The organism is Pontibacter sp. E15-1, assembly GCF_022601975.1.
Classification (GTDB): Bacteria; Bacteroidota; Bacteroidia; order Cytophagales; family Hymenobacteraceae; genus Pontibacter.
On record NZ_JAKVIR010000011.1, the window covers coordinates 87,870 to 101,524 of the forward strand.

Genomic DNA, 13,655 nt, shown 5'->3' on the forward strand with positions numbered 1-13,655 from the left:
CTCATGCAAGTATTTACATCACCTTGTCCAGAGTGATCGGGAGATTGCGCACGCGCTTTCCGGTGGCATGATACACCGCATTGGCGATAGCCCCAGCCACTCCCGCGATGCCAATTTCCCCGAGTCCCTTGGCTCCGATCGGGTTCACGATCTCGTCGTGCTCCTCCACAAAAATAACATCTATCGAATGAATATCCGCATTTACGGGCACATGGTATTCGGCCAGGTTGTGGTTCATGAAGCGGCCATACGTCGTATCCATCAGCGACTCCTCCTCAAGTGCCATGCCGATGCCCCAGACCACGCCACCAAGTATCTGGCTTTCCGCGGTTTTGGTGTTGATGATGCGGCCGCCGGCGATGGCGCTTACCACTCGCGTAACCTTGATCGTTCCGAAGTCCTCGTCTACCCGTACCTCCACAAACACGGCAGAATGGGCATATGGAGCATACTTTTTCTGCTTTTCGGCAGGCTTAGAGGTCACTTCCTCTTCCAGATAGTTTATTTCAGCGCTGCGCATGATCCTGGTAACAGCCAGCGCTTTGGAAGGATCGCTTCGAAGCCGCATATGCCCTTCCGAGAAAATGACTTCGTCATAACCTGCCGTGGCAAACGGCGTGTCTTTCACTTTTCGGGCAAGCTTCAGCAGGCGCTTGCCGATGGCGTCGCACACAAGCGTTACGGCAGACCCAACGGAGGAAACAGTCCAGGAGCCGCCTTCCAGCGGCGCGTCTGGCAAGGCAGAGTCCCCGAGCTTAAAGCTCACATCCTCCAGTTGCAAGCCGAGGGTTTCAGCGGCCAGCTGCGTCATCACGGTATAGGTGCCCGTGCCGATATCGGCGGTGGCGCTGCTCACGGTCAGTTTGCCGTCCACCGTCAGGAGGGCTTTGGCGCTGGCCTGCTGCTGTGATGCCTCCCAGGCACCTGACGCCATACCCCAGCCAATCAATTGATGCCCCTCCTTCATGGAACGTGGCTCCGGGTTTCGCTTTTCCCACCCAAACTTCTCTGCGCCCTGGCGGTAGCACTCCCGCAGTTCCTTGCTGGTGAACGGGGCGTCCTCGTTTTGGTCTTTTTCGGTATAATTTTTCAGGCGGAGCGCCACTGGGTTGATGCCCGATGCCGCTGCCAGCTCATCCATGGCGCTCTCCAGCGCAAACTGGCCTGTGGACCCTCCGGGCGCACGCATGTCCAAAGGGGTATACACGTCGAGCCCGATCAGCTTATAATCAAAAGCCACGTTGTCGCACTGATAGAGCACGTTCTGCCATACCACCACATTCTCGGCGTAATCCTCAAACCGGGATGTCTCCCCGAATGCCTCGTGCCGCACGGCCTCCAGCTTCCCCTCCTTCGATGCCCCCAGTTGGAGCTTCTGGATTGTGGCCGGACGATGCCCGAAGGAGAACATCTGTTGCCGCGTAAGCATGACCCGCACCGGGCGCTTTAGCTCCAGGGCAGCCATCACCGTCAGGAAAAGCTGGTACTGGGGGCGAAGGCCGGAGCCAAAGGCGCCCCCCACAAACGGAGAGCGCACGCGGGCATCCTTCGGCTTGAGCCCGAAAATCTGGTCGATATACTTCTGGCTGTTCTGCACGCTCTGCGTTTTGTCATATATGGTCAGTGTGCCGTCTTCTTCCCAAATGGCCGTCGAGGCGTGCATCTCCATCGGGTTGTGGTGCTCCGAGGTATGGGTATACTCCTCTGATATCTGCATGGCAGCGCTGGCGAAGGCGGCGGCCATATCGCCCCGCGCATCAGGTGGCGGCTGCGACTTATATTTCTCAGGGGTATAGGCTTTCTCGCGGTTTCCCTCAAAATCTGTTGAGAAAGGGGCATCTTCATACGTTACATTCACCAACGTGGCGCCGTAACGGGCCGCTTCAAAGGTGTCGGCGACGACCAGGGCGATAGGCTGTTGGCTGAACTGGATTTCATCGCTGTACAGTGGCCGGAACGGAGAGCCCGGCGGTGAGTCCTCATCCTGATAACTTTTGTCGAACCACGCCGTTTGGGGGCGGTTTTCGTGTGTGAATACCTGCAGCACGCCATCCAGTTGCAGGGCCTCTGTTGTATCGATGGATTTGATTTTCCCTTTTGCGATCCTGCTGGAAACCACGAAGCCATACGTAAGCCCCGGTGAATCGAATTCGGCCGCATACTTGGCCTGGCCCGTCACCTTCAGGCGTCCGTCCACACGGTTGGTGGGTTTCCCGATATAGTCTGTTTTCATAGTCATGCCTTATTTTCGGTTGCTTGCTGCAGCGCACGCACAATGGCCCGCTTTGCCAGCTCGATTTTAAATGTGTTATGGCCGTATCCTTTGGCCCCTTCCAGGTATGCCTCCGCCACTTTCCTGAAATTCTCTGCTGTGGCTGGCTGGCCGTGCAGCAATGCCTCGGCCTCGGGCTTGCGCCATGGCTTGTGGGCCACCCCACCCAGCGCGATGCGGGCTTCTTTCACCACGCCGTCTTCCAGTAGAAGGCCTGCGGCCACCGACACGAGCGCAAAAGCGTACGAGGCCCTGTCCCGCACCTTCACGTAGGCATAATGGTCTGCGAAGCCCTGGGCAGGCAGTTCGATGGAAGTGATGATCTCGTCCTGATTCAGGTTGGTGTCCTGCTCGGGCGTGTCGCCTGGCAGGCGATGGAACTCCGCAAACGGTATGCCTCTTTCGCCATTTGGCCCGGTTACGTGCACCACGGCACCTAAGGCTGCAAGCGCAACGCACATGTCACTGGGGTGCGTGGCGATACAGTGCTCGCTTTCACCGAGTATGGCGTGGATGCGGTTAAAACCGGTGATGGCGGCGCATCCGGAGCCCGGCTCCCGCTTGTTGCAGGGTGTGGCTTTGTCGTAGAAATAATAGCATCGGGTGCGCTGCAGCAGGTTGCCGCCGTCTGTGGCCTTGTTGCGCAGCTGCGCGGTGGCTCCGGCAAGTATGGCATGCGACAGCAGCGGGTAGCGCGTTTCAACCTGCTCGTGATAGGCCGTGTCGGCATTTGTGACCAGCGCTCCCAGCCGTAGCCCTCCTTCCGGGGTGTCTTCCACTGTGCTTAGCGCCAGCCTGGTGATATCCACGATGTGGCGCGGATGCATCACATCTATCTTCATGAGGTCCAGCAGGTTGGTGCCGCCAGCTATAAACCTGGCTTCCTCGTTTCCGGCAACCTCGTTCACGGCTTCGGCGACGTCGCCGGCGCGGGTATAGGTAAAACTCCTCATTGGGCCTTGCTCCTTTCCAGTGCTTCCTGCACCACTTTAAAAATATTGGTATAAGCCCCACAGCGGCAGATGTTTCCACTCATCAGGTCGCGGATATCATCCGGGGTTTTGGCTTTGCCCTCGTTGATCAGTCCAATCGCGGAGCAAATTTGCCCAGAGGTGCAGTAGCCGCACTGGAATGCATCGTGGTCGATGAAGGCCTGCTGCACTGGGTGCAATTCCTCGCCATTCGCCACGCCCTCGATGGTGGTGACGCTGGATCCGTCGTGCATCACGGCGAGCGTGAGGCAGGAGTTGATGCGCTTGCCATCCAGCAGGACGGTACAGGCTCCGCACTGGCCATGGTCGCAGCCTTTTTTGGTGCCGGTAAGCTGCAGGTGCTCCCGCAGCATGTCCAGCACCGAGATCCAGGGTTCCAGCTCCAGCTGGTGCTGGGTTCCGTTGATGGTGATGCGAACCGACTGCTTGGGAGGCAGCCATGGTGCTGCCTTCTCGATCGTTTCGGGTTGCTGTTTGTTGCTCATAGTACTTGGGTTGAGGTGAAAATAAAGCATGCATTGCAAGTTGCAATATCGCTGAGGACTCACTTTCTAGGGAAAGGCAAGACGGAAGTAGGGTATTGAATCAAAGCTGGTGCCGTACCGACTCCCCTAACGGCGCGCATGGTAACTGCTGCTTGCTAGTACGCGGAACGATTTGGGCAGGTTCAGGGGGTTTTGCTTATTACTGCTTTACAGAAGTATCGAATCAGAGCGCAAATTGTCCATCTGCCTCATACCCCCACAAACGCAAACAGGCCCGAGATCTTCGGGCCTGTTTGCGTTTGTGGGGGTATAATCTGGTTAAAAACTATCGCTCATCTCAAGGCTGGAAAGCCTTTTCTCGAACTGGCTAAGGGTGGTAAGAAACTGCTCAGAACCGAGCTCTATTTCTTTCAGTCCTTCGTGGGCCTGCTCGATACGGCCGCTGTCGTATACTCTGAAGAGTTGCAGGGCATGAGAGGTCAGGGTCTGATGCGTCCGGTGAAGCATGCGCAATTCTGGCTCCTGACTGTAATGCTCTCCCCCGGTCACCCGGAACCATTCCATAATCGGCCCACGCTGCGAAAAGAAATCGACATCCTGCTTGCCGCCATAAAGCACCGAGCGCACTTTAGACTTAAACAGGATATGCTTGATTCTTAACTGCTGAAAATCTATCTGGTATTGCTGCATGAATTGCTTCCTATACTATGGGCTAAGGTTTTTGCGTCATAAACGCTATAAAGATGCATGCCCTGATTCATGGAGCTTATGCTTGAGGTTCACCATTTCGCTCACGTCTAGTGCGAATACCAGAATACCGGAAACTGAATCATGCTCGTTGTAAAGAGGCTGGTAACTGAAGTTAATGTAGATCTCCTCCAGTTCTCCTGTATTCGAACGATCGATCTTGACACATCGTTCATTTGCCGTAAATATTTCGCCTGTTTGGTATACATTGTCCAGCAACTCTATAATTCCTTGCTCCACCACTTCCGGAAGTGCCTCCGCCACAGTCCTTCCGATCAACTCTTTGTCAGGGAAAAGTCCCTGGTAGAGTGGGTTGACCAACTCGAAGCGGTGGTCCGGCCCTTTCAGGATGCACATCATGGCGGGTGCCTGCATAATCACACGTGTCAGGCTTCTGCGTTCCGCTTCAGCCTTTCGGAAGGCGTCCTGCACCTGATCGGACAATACAGAGGCCTGCTCGTTGACTACAAGCAGCTCATGCACCATATGGCGGGTATCGTGAATATCGGTGGAGCTGCTTACCCACATCTCCACCTCCCCCTGGGCATTTTTCATGGGCGTGCTTCGGGTAGAATGCCAGCGGAAGGTTCCGTTCTTATCCAATATCCTGACTTCTGCCTGCAGGTTTGTCTGGTCCCTCATGGCGCTTTCCCATCGCTGGCGGAGCAGCGACACGTCATCGGGGTGCACAAAGTCGCTCCAGAGGCTGGCGAATAACTGCGCCATCGAGCGCCCTGTATAACTTATCCAGCTTTGGTTAAAGTAAATAGGCTCTCCGTTCGCTTTGCTGGTGCTGATCAGCATCGGGATTGCTTCGGCCATGAAGCGGTATTTGCGCTCACTTGCTATAAGCGCCTGCTTTGCCATTTCCCGCTCCGTCACATCGGTGGTGCGCTGCACAATATACATCACCTCTCCGTCATCGTCCAGCACAGGGGTATGGGTTGCTTCCCAGTAGCGAAAATCATAGCCGCCACCCAACTCCTCCGGGCGCGGGATATCATACCGGGTTACCGGGAAATAATCAATCTTTTTCGTTTTCAGGGCGTTGTCGAGTGAATCACGTAATGTTTTCACGTTTCGCGACCCCTCGTCATGCGGATTGTCCGGGAATTCCTCCAGCAGGTACTTCCCAATCAGGTCCTCCCGCTTGCGTATCGTCGCCTTCAGGTATGCCTCGGTAGCATCCAGTACCTTATACTCTGTAGATAGAATGACAATCGACTCGGGGATCGATAGAAAAAGCTTTTTATAATCCATTTTAATAAAGGCTTAATGTAGCTGCGGGGAAACATGTTTCTTCACACAGCAAGATAGTTAATTATGGCCAAAAGCTGTTACCACATCGTAAGACATATTGCCGTCAAACAAATTTGCCTTCCGCATGTTTTTGCAGGAAACCACCTCGTCCCAGCCTACCCAAATCAACATGCTGAGCGTCTGCAAAGTAACGTCCTGCATTTAAAAGGCATGGTTGTTTGCGGCATTTTTGCGCTGTGCGGCAACAAGTGGACTTAGGATAAGGTAGCAATAAAGGAAATCATAGTATATAGAACATGGATAACGAAGAAAAAAAAAATGAGCTGGCCACTTTCGCCGGAGGGTGCTTCTGGTGCATGGTCAAGCCTTTCGACCAATGGCCGGGTATAAAAAAAGTAATATCAGGTTATACAGGCGGCCATACCGAAAACCCTACTTACGAACAGGTATGCTCCGACACCACGGGACATTATGAGGCGGTGCAAATCACCTTCGACCCCAGCGTGATCTCCTACAAAGAGCTACTGGAGGTATTCTGGCAACAGGTTGACCCTACGGATGCCGGTGGACAATTTGGTGACCGCGGCTCGTCTTACCAAACGGCAATTTTCTACCACTCCGAGGAGCAAAAGATACAGGCCGAAGAGTCAAAAAAGCAGGTGGATGAACACGGCCCTTTTTCACGGCCCATTGTCACCCCAATCCTGCCAGCCAAAACCTTCTACCCTGCCGAGGAATACCACCAGGACTATTATAAAAAGAACCCCGCGCATTACCAGCGCTACAATGTAGGCTCGGGCAGAGCCGGACATAACCAACGGCACTGGAACAAGTAACAAATCAGAAAATCATATAGAGAATGAACTTATAAAGGGAGCCAGCGAATCAGCTGAGCTGCCTTCTTTGTATTATAGCAAGGATAAAAAACTGCTATATGCTGGAAGTTATACCCTGCGGAATGATAGATGGAGAAATAGCGAAATACCCTATATTGGCTTTGCAACCGCTACCTGTTTGTAGCACCCATCGATCCAAAAAGCACAAGATGAAACAAAAAATCCTCTTACTGGCGCTGCTGCTTACCTTCGGGTTTGCTGCCATGGCACAGCTGAAATCCAGTTCCACTCCCAGCTATTCCGTGCAATCGCCGGACGGCAAAATTACTGCCACGGTCGCGCTTCAAGACAAAATCATCTATACTGTGCAGCATGAGGGCGATGTGGTGATTGCCCCGTCGCCCATTTCCATGCAGCTGGACGACGGCGAAACGCTCGGGGCAAGCCCGCGCCTGAAGAGCCCGAAAAGCAACACGGTGAACCAGCGTATCGCGACGCCTTTTTACAAACGGGCACAGGTAGAGGACAAGTACAATGAACTGGTTTTAAACTTCCGGGGCGGTTACAGCGTCATCTTCCGGGCGTATAACGATGGCGTGGCATACCGCTTCTCCACATCCAGAAAAAAGGATTTTCGGGTGCTCAACGAGGAGGCCACCTTTAACTTTGCCGCCGATCATACTGCCATCGTGCCCTACGTGAAGCAGGAGAAGAAAACCACCATCGAAGAGCAGTTCAACACCTCCTTTGAGAACACCTATACCCACAGCCCGCTGTCCCGGCTGGACCCGGAACACCTCGCGTTTATGCCGTTGGTGGTAGATGTTGGGAAGGGGAAGAAAGTGGCCATCACGGAGGCGGACCTGGAGAGCTATCCGGGCATGTACCTGATCAACAAAACCGGTGGCTATACCCTGACGGGCGTGTTTGCCGCATACCCCAAGCGCGTGGAGCAAGCCGGACACAACATGCTGCAGATGTTTGTAAGAGAGCGTGAGGGGTATATCGCCAGGGCAAAAGGCACCCGTAGCTTCCCGTGGCGCGTCATGGTCATCTCCACCGACGACAAGCAGCTTGCCGACAGCGACATGGTGTATAAACTGGCGGCTCCCTCGCGCCTGAAGGACATATCCTGGATAAAGCCTGGCAAAGTGGCCTGGGATTGGTGGAACGACTGGAACATCTCCGGGGTGGATTTTGAGGCGGGCATCAACAACCCAACCTACAAATACTACATTGATTTTGCGGCGGCCAACAACATCGAGTATGTTATCCTCGATGAAGGCTGGGCCGTGAACATGAAGGCTGACCTGATGCAGGTAGTCTCGGAGATCGACCTGAAGGAACTCATCGCCTATGCCGGGCAGAAGCATGTGGGCATCATCCTTTGGGCTGGCTTCCATGCCTTCAACCGAGACATGGAAAACGTAGCAAAGCACTATGCCGACCTGGGCGTGAAGGGCTTTAAGGTAGATTTTATGGACCGAGACGACCAGGAAATGGTAGACTTCTTTTACCGCGCCGCCGCAGTGGGTGCCAAGAACAAGCTCCTCATGGACTTCCATGGAGCCTACAAGCCTACCGGTCTGCAGCGCACCTACCCCAACGTGATTAACTTTGAGGGCGTGCACGGGCTGGAGCAGATGAAATGGTCGGGCCCCGAGGTAGACCAGGTGACATATGACGTGACCATGCCCTTCATCCGGATGCTGGCTGGCCCGATTGACTATACGCAGGGCGCCATGCGCAACGCCACCCGCGACAGCTACCGCCCGGTTAACTCCGAGCCGATGAGCCAGGGCACCCGAAGCCGCCAACTGGCCGAGTACGTGGTCTTCGAGTCGCCGATAAACATGCTGGCTGACAGCCCTACCAACTATATGAAAGAGCAGGAAAGCACCACCTTTATGGCAGCCGTGCCCGAGGTATGGGACGAGACGGTGGCGCTGAGCGGGGCCATAGGCGAGCAGATTGCCATTGCCCGCCGCAAAGGCAACGTATGGTATGTGGGTGCCCTCACCAACTGGGACCCGCGGGAGATGGAACTGGATCTGTCTTTTCTGCCTGAGGGTAGCTACAAGGCTGAAATATTCCGCGATGGCTTGAACGCCAGCCGAAACGCCGCCGACTATATCCATGAAACTATCGCTGTGCCGCAAAATAAAAAACTCAGCGCGCGCATGGCACCCGGGGGCGGCTACGTGGCCCGGATCTATCCACATTAAAGAGCTACTGGCGCATTTATACCACAAAGGCCTGCTACACACCATACGTGCAGCAGGCCTTTTCGGTAAACGGTCGCCTCCTGATACCACTATCAATTATATTTTGCACAGTCAAATTTGACGTTACGCAAGTGAGCCGCGCAGTTCTTAAAAGTCCCCCTTGGGGGTAGGGGCCCTCGACGAAGAAGGGGGCAGGGGGATGAGAGGCGGCCGAAACAGCCTTTTCTGCTCTTGCTTGATAAAAAACAGCTTCTAAATATCTCTCAGGTGATTGCCCGCAGGGAGTGTCATCCCCCAACCCCCTTCAAAGGGGGACAAAAGTAGGTATTGCGTAACAGCAGGTACAAACACTTCACGAAAATACTTCAATACGCAAAATCCATTCGATAATGGTATCATACCTCTATTGCTGAAAAATCTGGGTATACACAGCTAAAAAGCGCAAAACAGCACCCGGATGACTGTACAAGTTTGAATAATAATGGCTATTTTAGCTGTCTAATTTGAAAAGCTATGTTCAAAGGAATTATTGCAGCGATGTTGATCACATCAGGGTATTTCTATACCTCCCAGACAGACACTGCCGAAGCCAGCATAAAGCGGGGCAAGGCCGTGTATACCGCCAATTGCCAGAGCTGCCACATGGCCGAGGGACAGGGTATCCCCGGGGCCTTCCCTCCCCTTGCCAAGTCAGATTTTCTGATGCAGGACCAGAAAAGAGCCATCGGCGTGGTGCTGAACGGATTGAACGATGAGATTAAGGTGAACGGACAGACCTACCACATGCAAATGCCCTCGCATGCTTTCCTGACGGACCAGCAGGTGGCGGATGTACTCACCTTTGTCCAGAACAATTGGGGTAACAAGGCAAAACCCGTAACTCCGGCGCAGGTAAAAGAATTGCGAAAGAAATAGGTAAGCCGTATCCCTTTGCTCCGTTCTGAAGCCATACCTCATGCCTTACATTCGTGCCTGGAGCATGTTTGCATTTCGTTTTTGAGAGCAAAAAATGTTCAGGAGGGGTTCTGGCGAAGCGTTTTTTGGGCCGTTTCGCAGCATTAAGGGACTATCGAAAGGCGATTCAGGTTTCTTTAAGGGCAGTGTCGGCCCGAAGGTTACGTTTTAACATGCCCTTATACCTATGCAACACTGGGAGCTTTTGCTTTTCTTTTTTGTGATTGCCTTTATATATGCCTCAGTGGGTTTTGGTGGCGGCTCCAGTTATCTCGCTATCCTCGCCCTGTACGCGCTGCCTTTCAAAGAGCTCCGGCTGATTGCCCTGCTCTGTAACATTGTGGTTGTGACCGGCGGCACCATCCTGTTTGTCCGGAACCACCACGTAAACTGGCGCAAAATCTTGCCCCTGGTGATTTTCAGTGTGCCCATGGCTTTTCTGGGAGCCACCCTGCGCATTGAGCAGCGCACGTTTTTCATACTGCTGGGCTGCAGTTTGCTGGTGGCCGCCGTGCTGCTCTGGTCGCGCAAGCGGCACACCGACATCCCGGCGGCTGGTGCCCCAGACCGTGCCACCTATGCCAAGGACGGCTTTTTGGGCGGAGGTATCGGCTTTCTGTCGGGAATGCTGGGTATTGGCGGCGGTATCTTTTTGTCGCCCCTGCTCAACCTGATCCGGTGGGATAACCCCAGGAAAATTGCGGCTACGGCCAGCGTGTTTATCCTGGTCAACTCCATCTCCGGCATCGCGGGGCAACTGCTGCAGCTGCCACCCGGCATTAATTTCACGCGTATCCTGTTATTGTGCGGGGCCGTGTTTGCAGGCGGCCAGTTGGGTTCCCGGCTTGCCATCCTCAAATTAGACCCCTATATGATCCGGCGCATGACGGCGGTGCTCATCTTTGTGGCAGGCATTGAGGTACTGTACAAACACTTAGTTTAAAAAAGGAGACCATACGATGAAAGTAAATGTGCTGGCATTCGGTATCGCCAAAGATATCTTCGGAAAACCCGCAGTGGCCGTGGAGGTAGAAGAGAACACAACGGTGGCCACCCTGAAAAGCGCACTGGAGGCACAGTTCCCGCGCCTGAAACAGCTCTCTTCGTTTATGATCGCGGTGAACAGTGAGTATGCGCAGGCCGACAACGTGTTGCAGGCGCGCGACGAAATAGCCATCATCCCGCCCGTAAGTGGCGGCTAAGCCAGCCAGTGTATGATCGATATAAAAGTTACCGAAGCCCCCCTAGACATCCCGGCATGCATCAACTGGGTGATGTCGCCGCAAAGCGGGGGGATTGATGTGTTCATCGGCACCGTGCGCGATGCTACCCAGGGCAAGCCGGTGCTGCGTCTGGAGTTTGAGGCATACGTGCCCATGGCCATGCGCGAAATGACCAAATTGGCCGAGCAGGCTTTGGAGAAATGGCCCCTACACAAAGTGCTCCTGCACCACCGCACGGGCGTACTCCCCATCGGCGACGTACCCGTGGTGATCGCCGTTTCCGCCGCGCACCGCGCCGCCGCCTTCGACGCCTGCCGCTTCCTCATCGACACCCTGAAGCAAACGGTTCCTATCTGGAAAAAAGAGATTTTTGAGGATGGCGAGGTATGGGTGGCCGCGCATCCGTAGGCAGCATCAAAACAATGGTATGCGTAACGCTCAATCGTAGATCGCATACTTCCCTTAATCTCCTACATATAAAACAATCAACCCGAATTAATCTTTTCCTTGCATGATATCGCTTTTCCGGACAGACTCCGCTCACGAAGATTTTGTGGCACTTGTACGTTAATTGGACATTGACCTCAGTATCAGAGACGGGGAAGACCATGCGTTTTACGCCCAGTTTAATAAAATCGACAGTATCCGGAATGCGGTGGTGGCGTATGTAGACGGAATCGCGGTGGGCTGCGGGGCATTTAAGCAGTATGCTGCCGACATCGCAGAGGTAAAACGCATGTATGTACGACCTGAGTTTCGGGGACAGGGTATAGCCGGAGACGTATTGCGGGAGTTGGAGGCCTGGGCGCAAGCATCGGGGTATAAAAAGCTAGTTCTTGAAACCGGACAGGCGCAGCCCGAAGCAATCAGGCTCTATACCAAAAGCGGCTACAACGTTATACCCAACTACGGCCAGTATGCCGGGGTAGAAAACAGCGTTTGTATGCAGAAAATATTCGCGCAACCGGATACACATTCCGATACAAGCGCTACGTAACACTCACCAAAACCTTTTCTCTTCAGGTATACCGAATTTATTTAACCAAAAGCCGTTTCACTTTCTCCAACTCCTGAGGCGTATTTACATTCAGCAGCGCGTCGGGGTGCTGCGGATTGATCAGGTTCGTTTCGCTGTTGATCAACACCTTGCGCGGACAGGTATAGCCCTGGGCCAGAAAGGACAGCAGCAAAGGATAGCTTTTTGGCTCCCAGATTGTGATGAGTGGCTCCGGAAAACCGTCGTGCGGACTCACGAACGTGGTTGCAGTGGCGGCGCTGTCTCGTTGTGAAGTTAACTGCTCCAGCGTTTGCTCGTCAAGCAAAGGCAGATCGCAGGCTACCACCAGCCAGGCAGCATCCGGCTGCTCCCGAAAGGCGGATAGGATAGCGCCATAAGGCCCCAGGCCAATAAAAGTGTCCGACAGTGTTTTATACCCATTGTTTACCTCAACTTGCTGCTCTGCCCGGCAGGATATGTATACTTCGTTGCAAAAGCCTTTCAGCAAATCTGCCATAAAATAGCGCTGCGCCTTACCGTGCCAGTCAATTGCCCCTTTGTCGCGGCCCATGCGGAGGCTCTGCCCCCCGGCCAGCACCAGTCCGTTTAACACGGGTTGCGCCCGCTGCATCTGCTCCTGAAAAAAGGAGACGATTTTAGCGGTGTCGCTTAGTTTATATATGGGCAACGCTTGCCACCCGGGTATGGCTTCCTGCACAAAATCAAAGACTTGCTCGGTTCCTTCAGCCAGCAGGATCAGCTGCACATTGGTGAGTTGCGCCACTCTTTTTTGCAGGGAGGCGCGCTTGCGTTCATCTATAACCACTACCTGCGCCTGCGCCTGTTGGTGATTGCCGTTTACCAAAACCAGATCCATTTCCGAGAATAGCTGCCTGAAGCGGAATGCGTTCATGGGCTGGGTAAAATCAACTTGATGGTAGGTGATCTGATCGGTGTATTCTGCTACGGCACCCTTCGCCAGTCGGCCTGGCAGCGTTGCTGCAGCGTCGGCATGCGCATGCGAGGCATCCACATATGAGCATTTATAGCTAGAAGACAGCGCAGCGATTACCTGGTCTGCCAGTGTTTTGATTTCGCCGCAGGGCGTGCCTACAAAGGCCCATTCGTTGCGGGCGAAATGGCCAAGTGCCGGTTTTGTGAGTACGCTGTGTTTTTTATGCTCTTTCAAAGTCACGCTTCCCTCCTGTCTTCGCTATCAGTTTCGTCTCCTTTATCACAATGTCGTGGCTAAGGGCCTTGCACATGTCGTACACCGTGAGCGCGGCCACAGAGGCTCCCACCAGCGCTTCCATCTCCACGCCGGTTTTGGCCGTGAGGCTGGCAGTGCAGTCTATCACCAGTTCCTGCGCTGCATTGAGTTGCAGTTCTATATGGCAGTTATCAAGCCCAAGCGGGTGGCACAGCGGGATCAGCTCGCTGGTCTTTTTCGCCCCCATGATGCCCGCGATGATCGCTATCTGGAACACCGAACCCTTCTTGGTCTGAATATCGCCTTCGTTTAGTTTTGCGAGTACCTCCGTGGGGAGCACAACAATGCTTCGGGCTGTAGCGGTGCGGTGCGTCACCTGCTTCCCGCCCACATCCACCATCGTGGCTTTCCCCTTTTCATCTAAATGCGAAAATTCGCTCATGCTTTTATGTAT

Annotated in this window: 13 protein-coding genes and 1 pseudogene; 7 read left to right on the forward strand and 7 right to left on the reverse strand. The window is 54.0% G+C overall.

Features of this window, described 5'->3' with window-relative positions:
* Positions 1 to 13 precede the first annotated feature (13 nt).
* The 5 genes from MKJ04_RS09330 to MKJ04_RS09350 all read right to left on the reverse strand — a co-directional run bounded on the left by MKJ04_RS09330 (position 14) and on the right by MKJ04_RS09350 (position 5,756).
* Positions 14 to 2,239, reverse strand: coding sequence for a xanthine dehydrogenase family protein molybdopterin-binding subunit (locus tag MKJ04_RS09330; protein WP_241641341.1), 2,226 nt, complete (start codon positions 2,237 to 2,239; stop codon positions 14 to 16).
* Positions 2,236 to 3,225, reverse strand: a complete 990-nt coding sequence (locus MKJ04_RS09335; RefSeq protein ID WP_241641342.1) for an FAD binding domain-containing protein — start codon at positions 3,223 to 3,225, stop codon at positions 2,236 to 2,238. Before MKJ04_RS09335 ends, MKJ04_RS09330 begins: the two co-directional genes overlap by 4 nt.
* Positions 3,222 to 3,749 carry a (2Fe-2S)-binding protein gene (locus tag MKJ04_RS09340; protein ID WP_241641343.1) on the reverse strand — a complete coding sequence of 176 codons (528 nt, stop codon included), beginning with the start codon at positions 3,747 to 3,749 and terminating at the stop codon, positions 3,222 to 3,224. The genes MKJ04_RS09335 and MKJ04_RS09340 overlap by 4 nt, the downstream gene beginning before the upstream one ends.
* Positions 3,750 to 4,067: 318 nt before the next feature.
* On the reverse strand, positions 4,068 to 4,439 hold the full coding sequence (locus MKJ04_RS09345) for a histidine kinase (protein WP_241641347.1): 372 nt from the start codon (positions 4,437 to 4,439) through the stop codon (positions 4,068 to 4,070).
* A gap of 45 nt (positions 4,440 to 4,484) precedes the next feature.
* On the reverse strand, positions 4,485 to 5,756 hold the full coding sequence (locus tag MKJ04_RS09350; RefSeq protein ID WP_241641348.1) for a PAS domain-containing protein: 1,272 nt from the start codon (positions 5,754 to 5,756) through the stop codon (positions 4,485 to 4,487).
* Positions 5,757 to 6,052: 296 nt separating this feature from the next.
* Between MKJ04_RS09350 and msrA the strand changes: the two are divergent.
* The 7 genes and pseudogenes from msrA to MKJ04_RS09385 all read left to right on the forward strand — a co-directional run.
* A pseudogene (msrA, locus tag MKJ04_RS09355) lies at positions 6,053 to 6,589 on the forward strand (peptide-methionine (S)-S-oxide reductase MsrA); the annotation flags it as partial.
* A 212-nt stretch (positions 6,590 to 6,801) separates the two neighbouring features.
* Positions 6,802 to 8,817 (forward strand): glycoside hydrolase family 97 protein, encoded by a 2,016-nt coding sequence (locus tag MKJ04_RS09360; RefSeq protein WP_241641350.1) that lies wholly within the window; start codon positions 6,802 to 6,804, stop codon positions 8,815 to 8,817.
* Positions 8,818 to 9,330: 513 nt separating this feature from the next.
* A complete protein-coding gene (locus MKJ04_RS09365) occupies positions 9,331 to 9,732 on the forward strand; it encodes a c-type cytochrome (RefSeq protein WP_241641351.1) in 402 nt (133 codons plus the stop codon).
* A 226-nt stretch (positions 9,733 to 9,958) separates the two neighbouring features.
* Entirely contained in the window at positions 9,959 to 10,714 is a 756-nt protein-coding gene (locus MKJ04_RS09370) for a sulfite exporter TauE/SafE family protein (RefSeq protein WP_241641352.1), read from the forward strand.
* Between the two features lie 16 nt (positions 10,715 to 10,730).
* Positions 10,731 to 10,973 (forward strand): molybdopterin converting factor subunit 1, encoded by a 243-nt coding sequence (gene moaD / locus MKJ04_RS09375; protein ID WP_241641353.1) that lies wholly within the window; start codon positions 10,731 to 10,733, stop codon positions 10,971 to 10,973.
* A gap of 12 nt (positions 10,974 to 10,985) precedes the next feature.
* On the forward strand, positions 10,986 to 11,402 hold the full coding sequence (locus MKJ04_RS09380; RefSeq protein ID WP_241641354.1) for a molybdenum cofactor biosynthesis protein MoaE: 417 nt from the start codon (positions 10,986 to 10,988) through the stop codon (positions 11,400 to 11,402).
* A 163-nt stretch (positions 11,403 to 11,565) separates the two neighbouring features.
* Entirely contained in the window at positions 11,566 to 11,991 is a 426-nt protein-coding gene (locus MKJ04_RS09385; protein WP_241641355.1) for a GNAT family N-acetyltransferase, read from the forward strand.
* A 37-nt stretch (positions 11,992 to 12,028) separates the two neighbouring features.
* Here MKJ04_RS09385 and MKJ04_RS09390 read toward each other — a convergent pair whose 3' ends face one another.
* Together MKJ04_RS09390 and moaC are read right to left on the reverse strand one after the other, a co-directional pair.
* Complete coding sequence (locus MKJ04_RS09390) at positions 12,029 to 13,186, reverse strand: NTP transferase domain-containing protein (protein WP_241641356.1); 1,158 nt, start codon at positions 13,184 to 13,186, stop codon at positions 12,029 to 12,031.
* On the reverse strand, positions 13,167 to 13,643 hold the full coding sequence (gene moaC, locus MKJ04_RS09395) for a cyclic pyranopterin monophosphate synthase MoaC (protein WP_241641357.1): 477 nt from the start codon (positions 13,641 to 13,643) through the stop codon (positions 13,167 to 13,169). Before moaC ends, MKJ04_RS09390 begins: the two co-directional genes overlap by 20 nt.
* Positions 13,644 to 13,655 lie beyond the last annotated feature (12 nt).

Coding starts and splice junctions, on each gene's coding strand:
- MKJ04_RS09330 (WP_241641341.1), bottom strand. CDS start 2,239: ATGACTATGAAAACAGACTATATCGGGAAACCCACCAACCGTGTGGAC.
- MKJ04_RS09335 (WP_241641342.1), bottom strand. CDS start 3,225: ATGAGGAGTTTTACCTATACCCGCGCCGGCGACGTCGCCGAAGCCGTG.
- MKJ04_RS09340 (WP_241641343.1), bottom strand. CDS start 3,749: ATGAGCAACAAACAGCAACCCGAAACGATCGAGAAGGCAGCACCATGG.
- MKJ04_RS09345 (WP_241641347.1), bottom strand. CDS start 4,439: ATGCAGCAATACCAGATAGATTTTCAGCAGTTAAGAATCAAGCATATC.
- MKJ04_RS09350 (WP_241641348.1), bottom strand. CDS start 5,756: ATGGATTATAAAAAGCTTTTTCTATCGATCCCCGAGTCGATTGTCATT.
- MKJ04_RS09360 (WP_241641350.1), top strand. CDS start 6,802: ATGAAACAAAAAATCCTCTTACTGGCGCTGCTGCTTACCTTCGGGTTT.
- MKJ04_RS09365 (WP_241641351.1), top strand. CDS start 9,331: ATGTTCAAAGGAATTATTGCAGCGATGTTGATCACATCAGGGTATTTC.
- MKJ04_RS09370 (WP_241641352.1), top strand. CDS start 9,959: ATGCAACACTGGGAGCTTTTGCTTTTCTTTTTTGTGATTGCCTTTATA.
- moaD (WP_241641353.1), top strand. CDS start 10,731: ATGAAAGTAAATGTGCTGGCATTCGGTATCGCCAAAGATATCTTCGGA.
- MKJ04_RS09380 (WP_241641354.1), top strand. CDS start 10,986: ATGATCGATATAAAAGTTACCGAAGCCCCCCTAGACATCCCGGCATGC.
- moaC (WP_241641357.1), bottom strand. CDS start 13,643: ATGAGCGAATTTTCGCATTTAGATGAAAAGGGGAAAGCCACGATGGTG.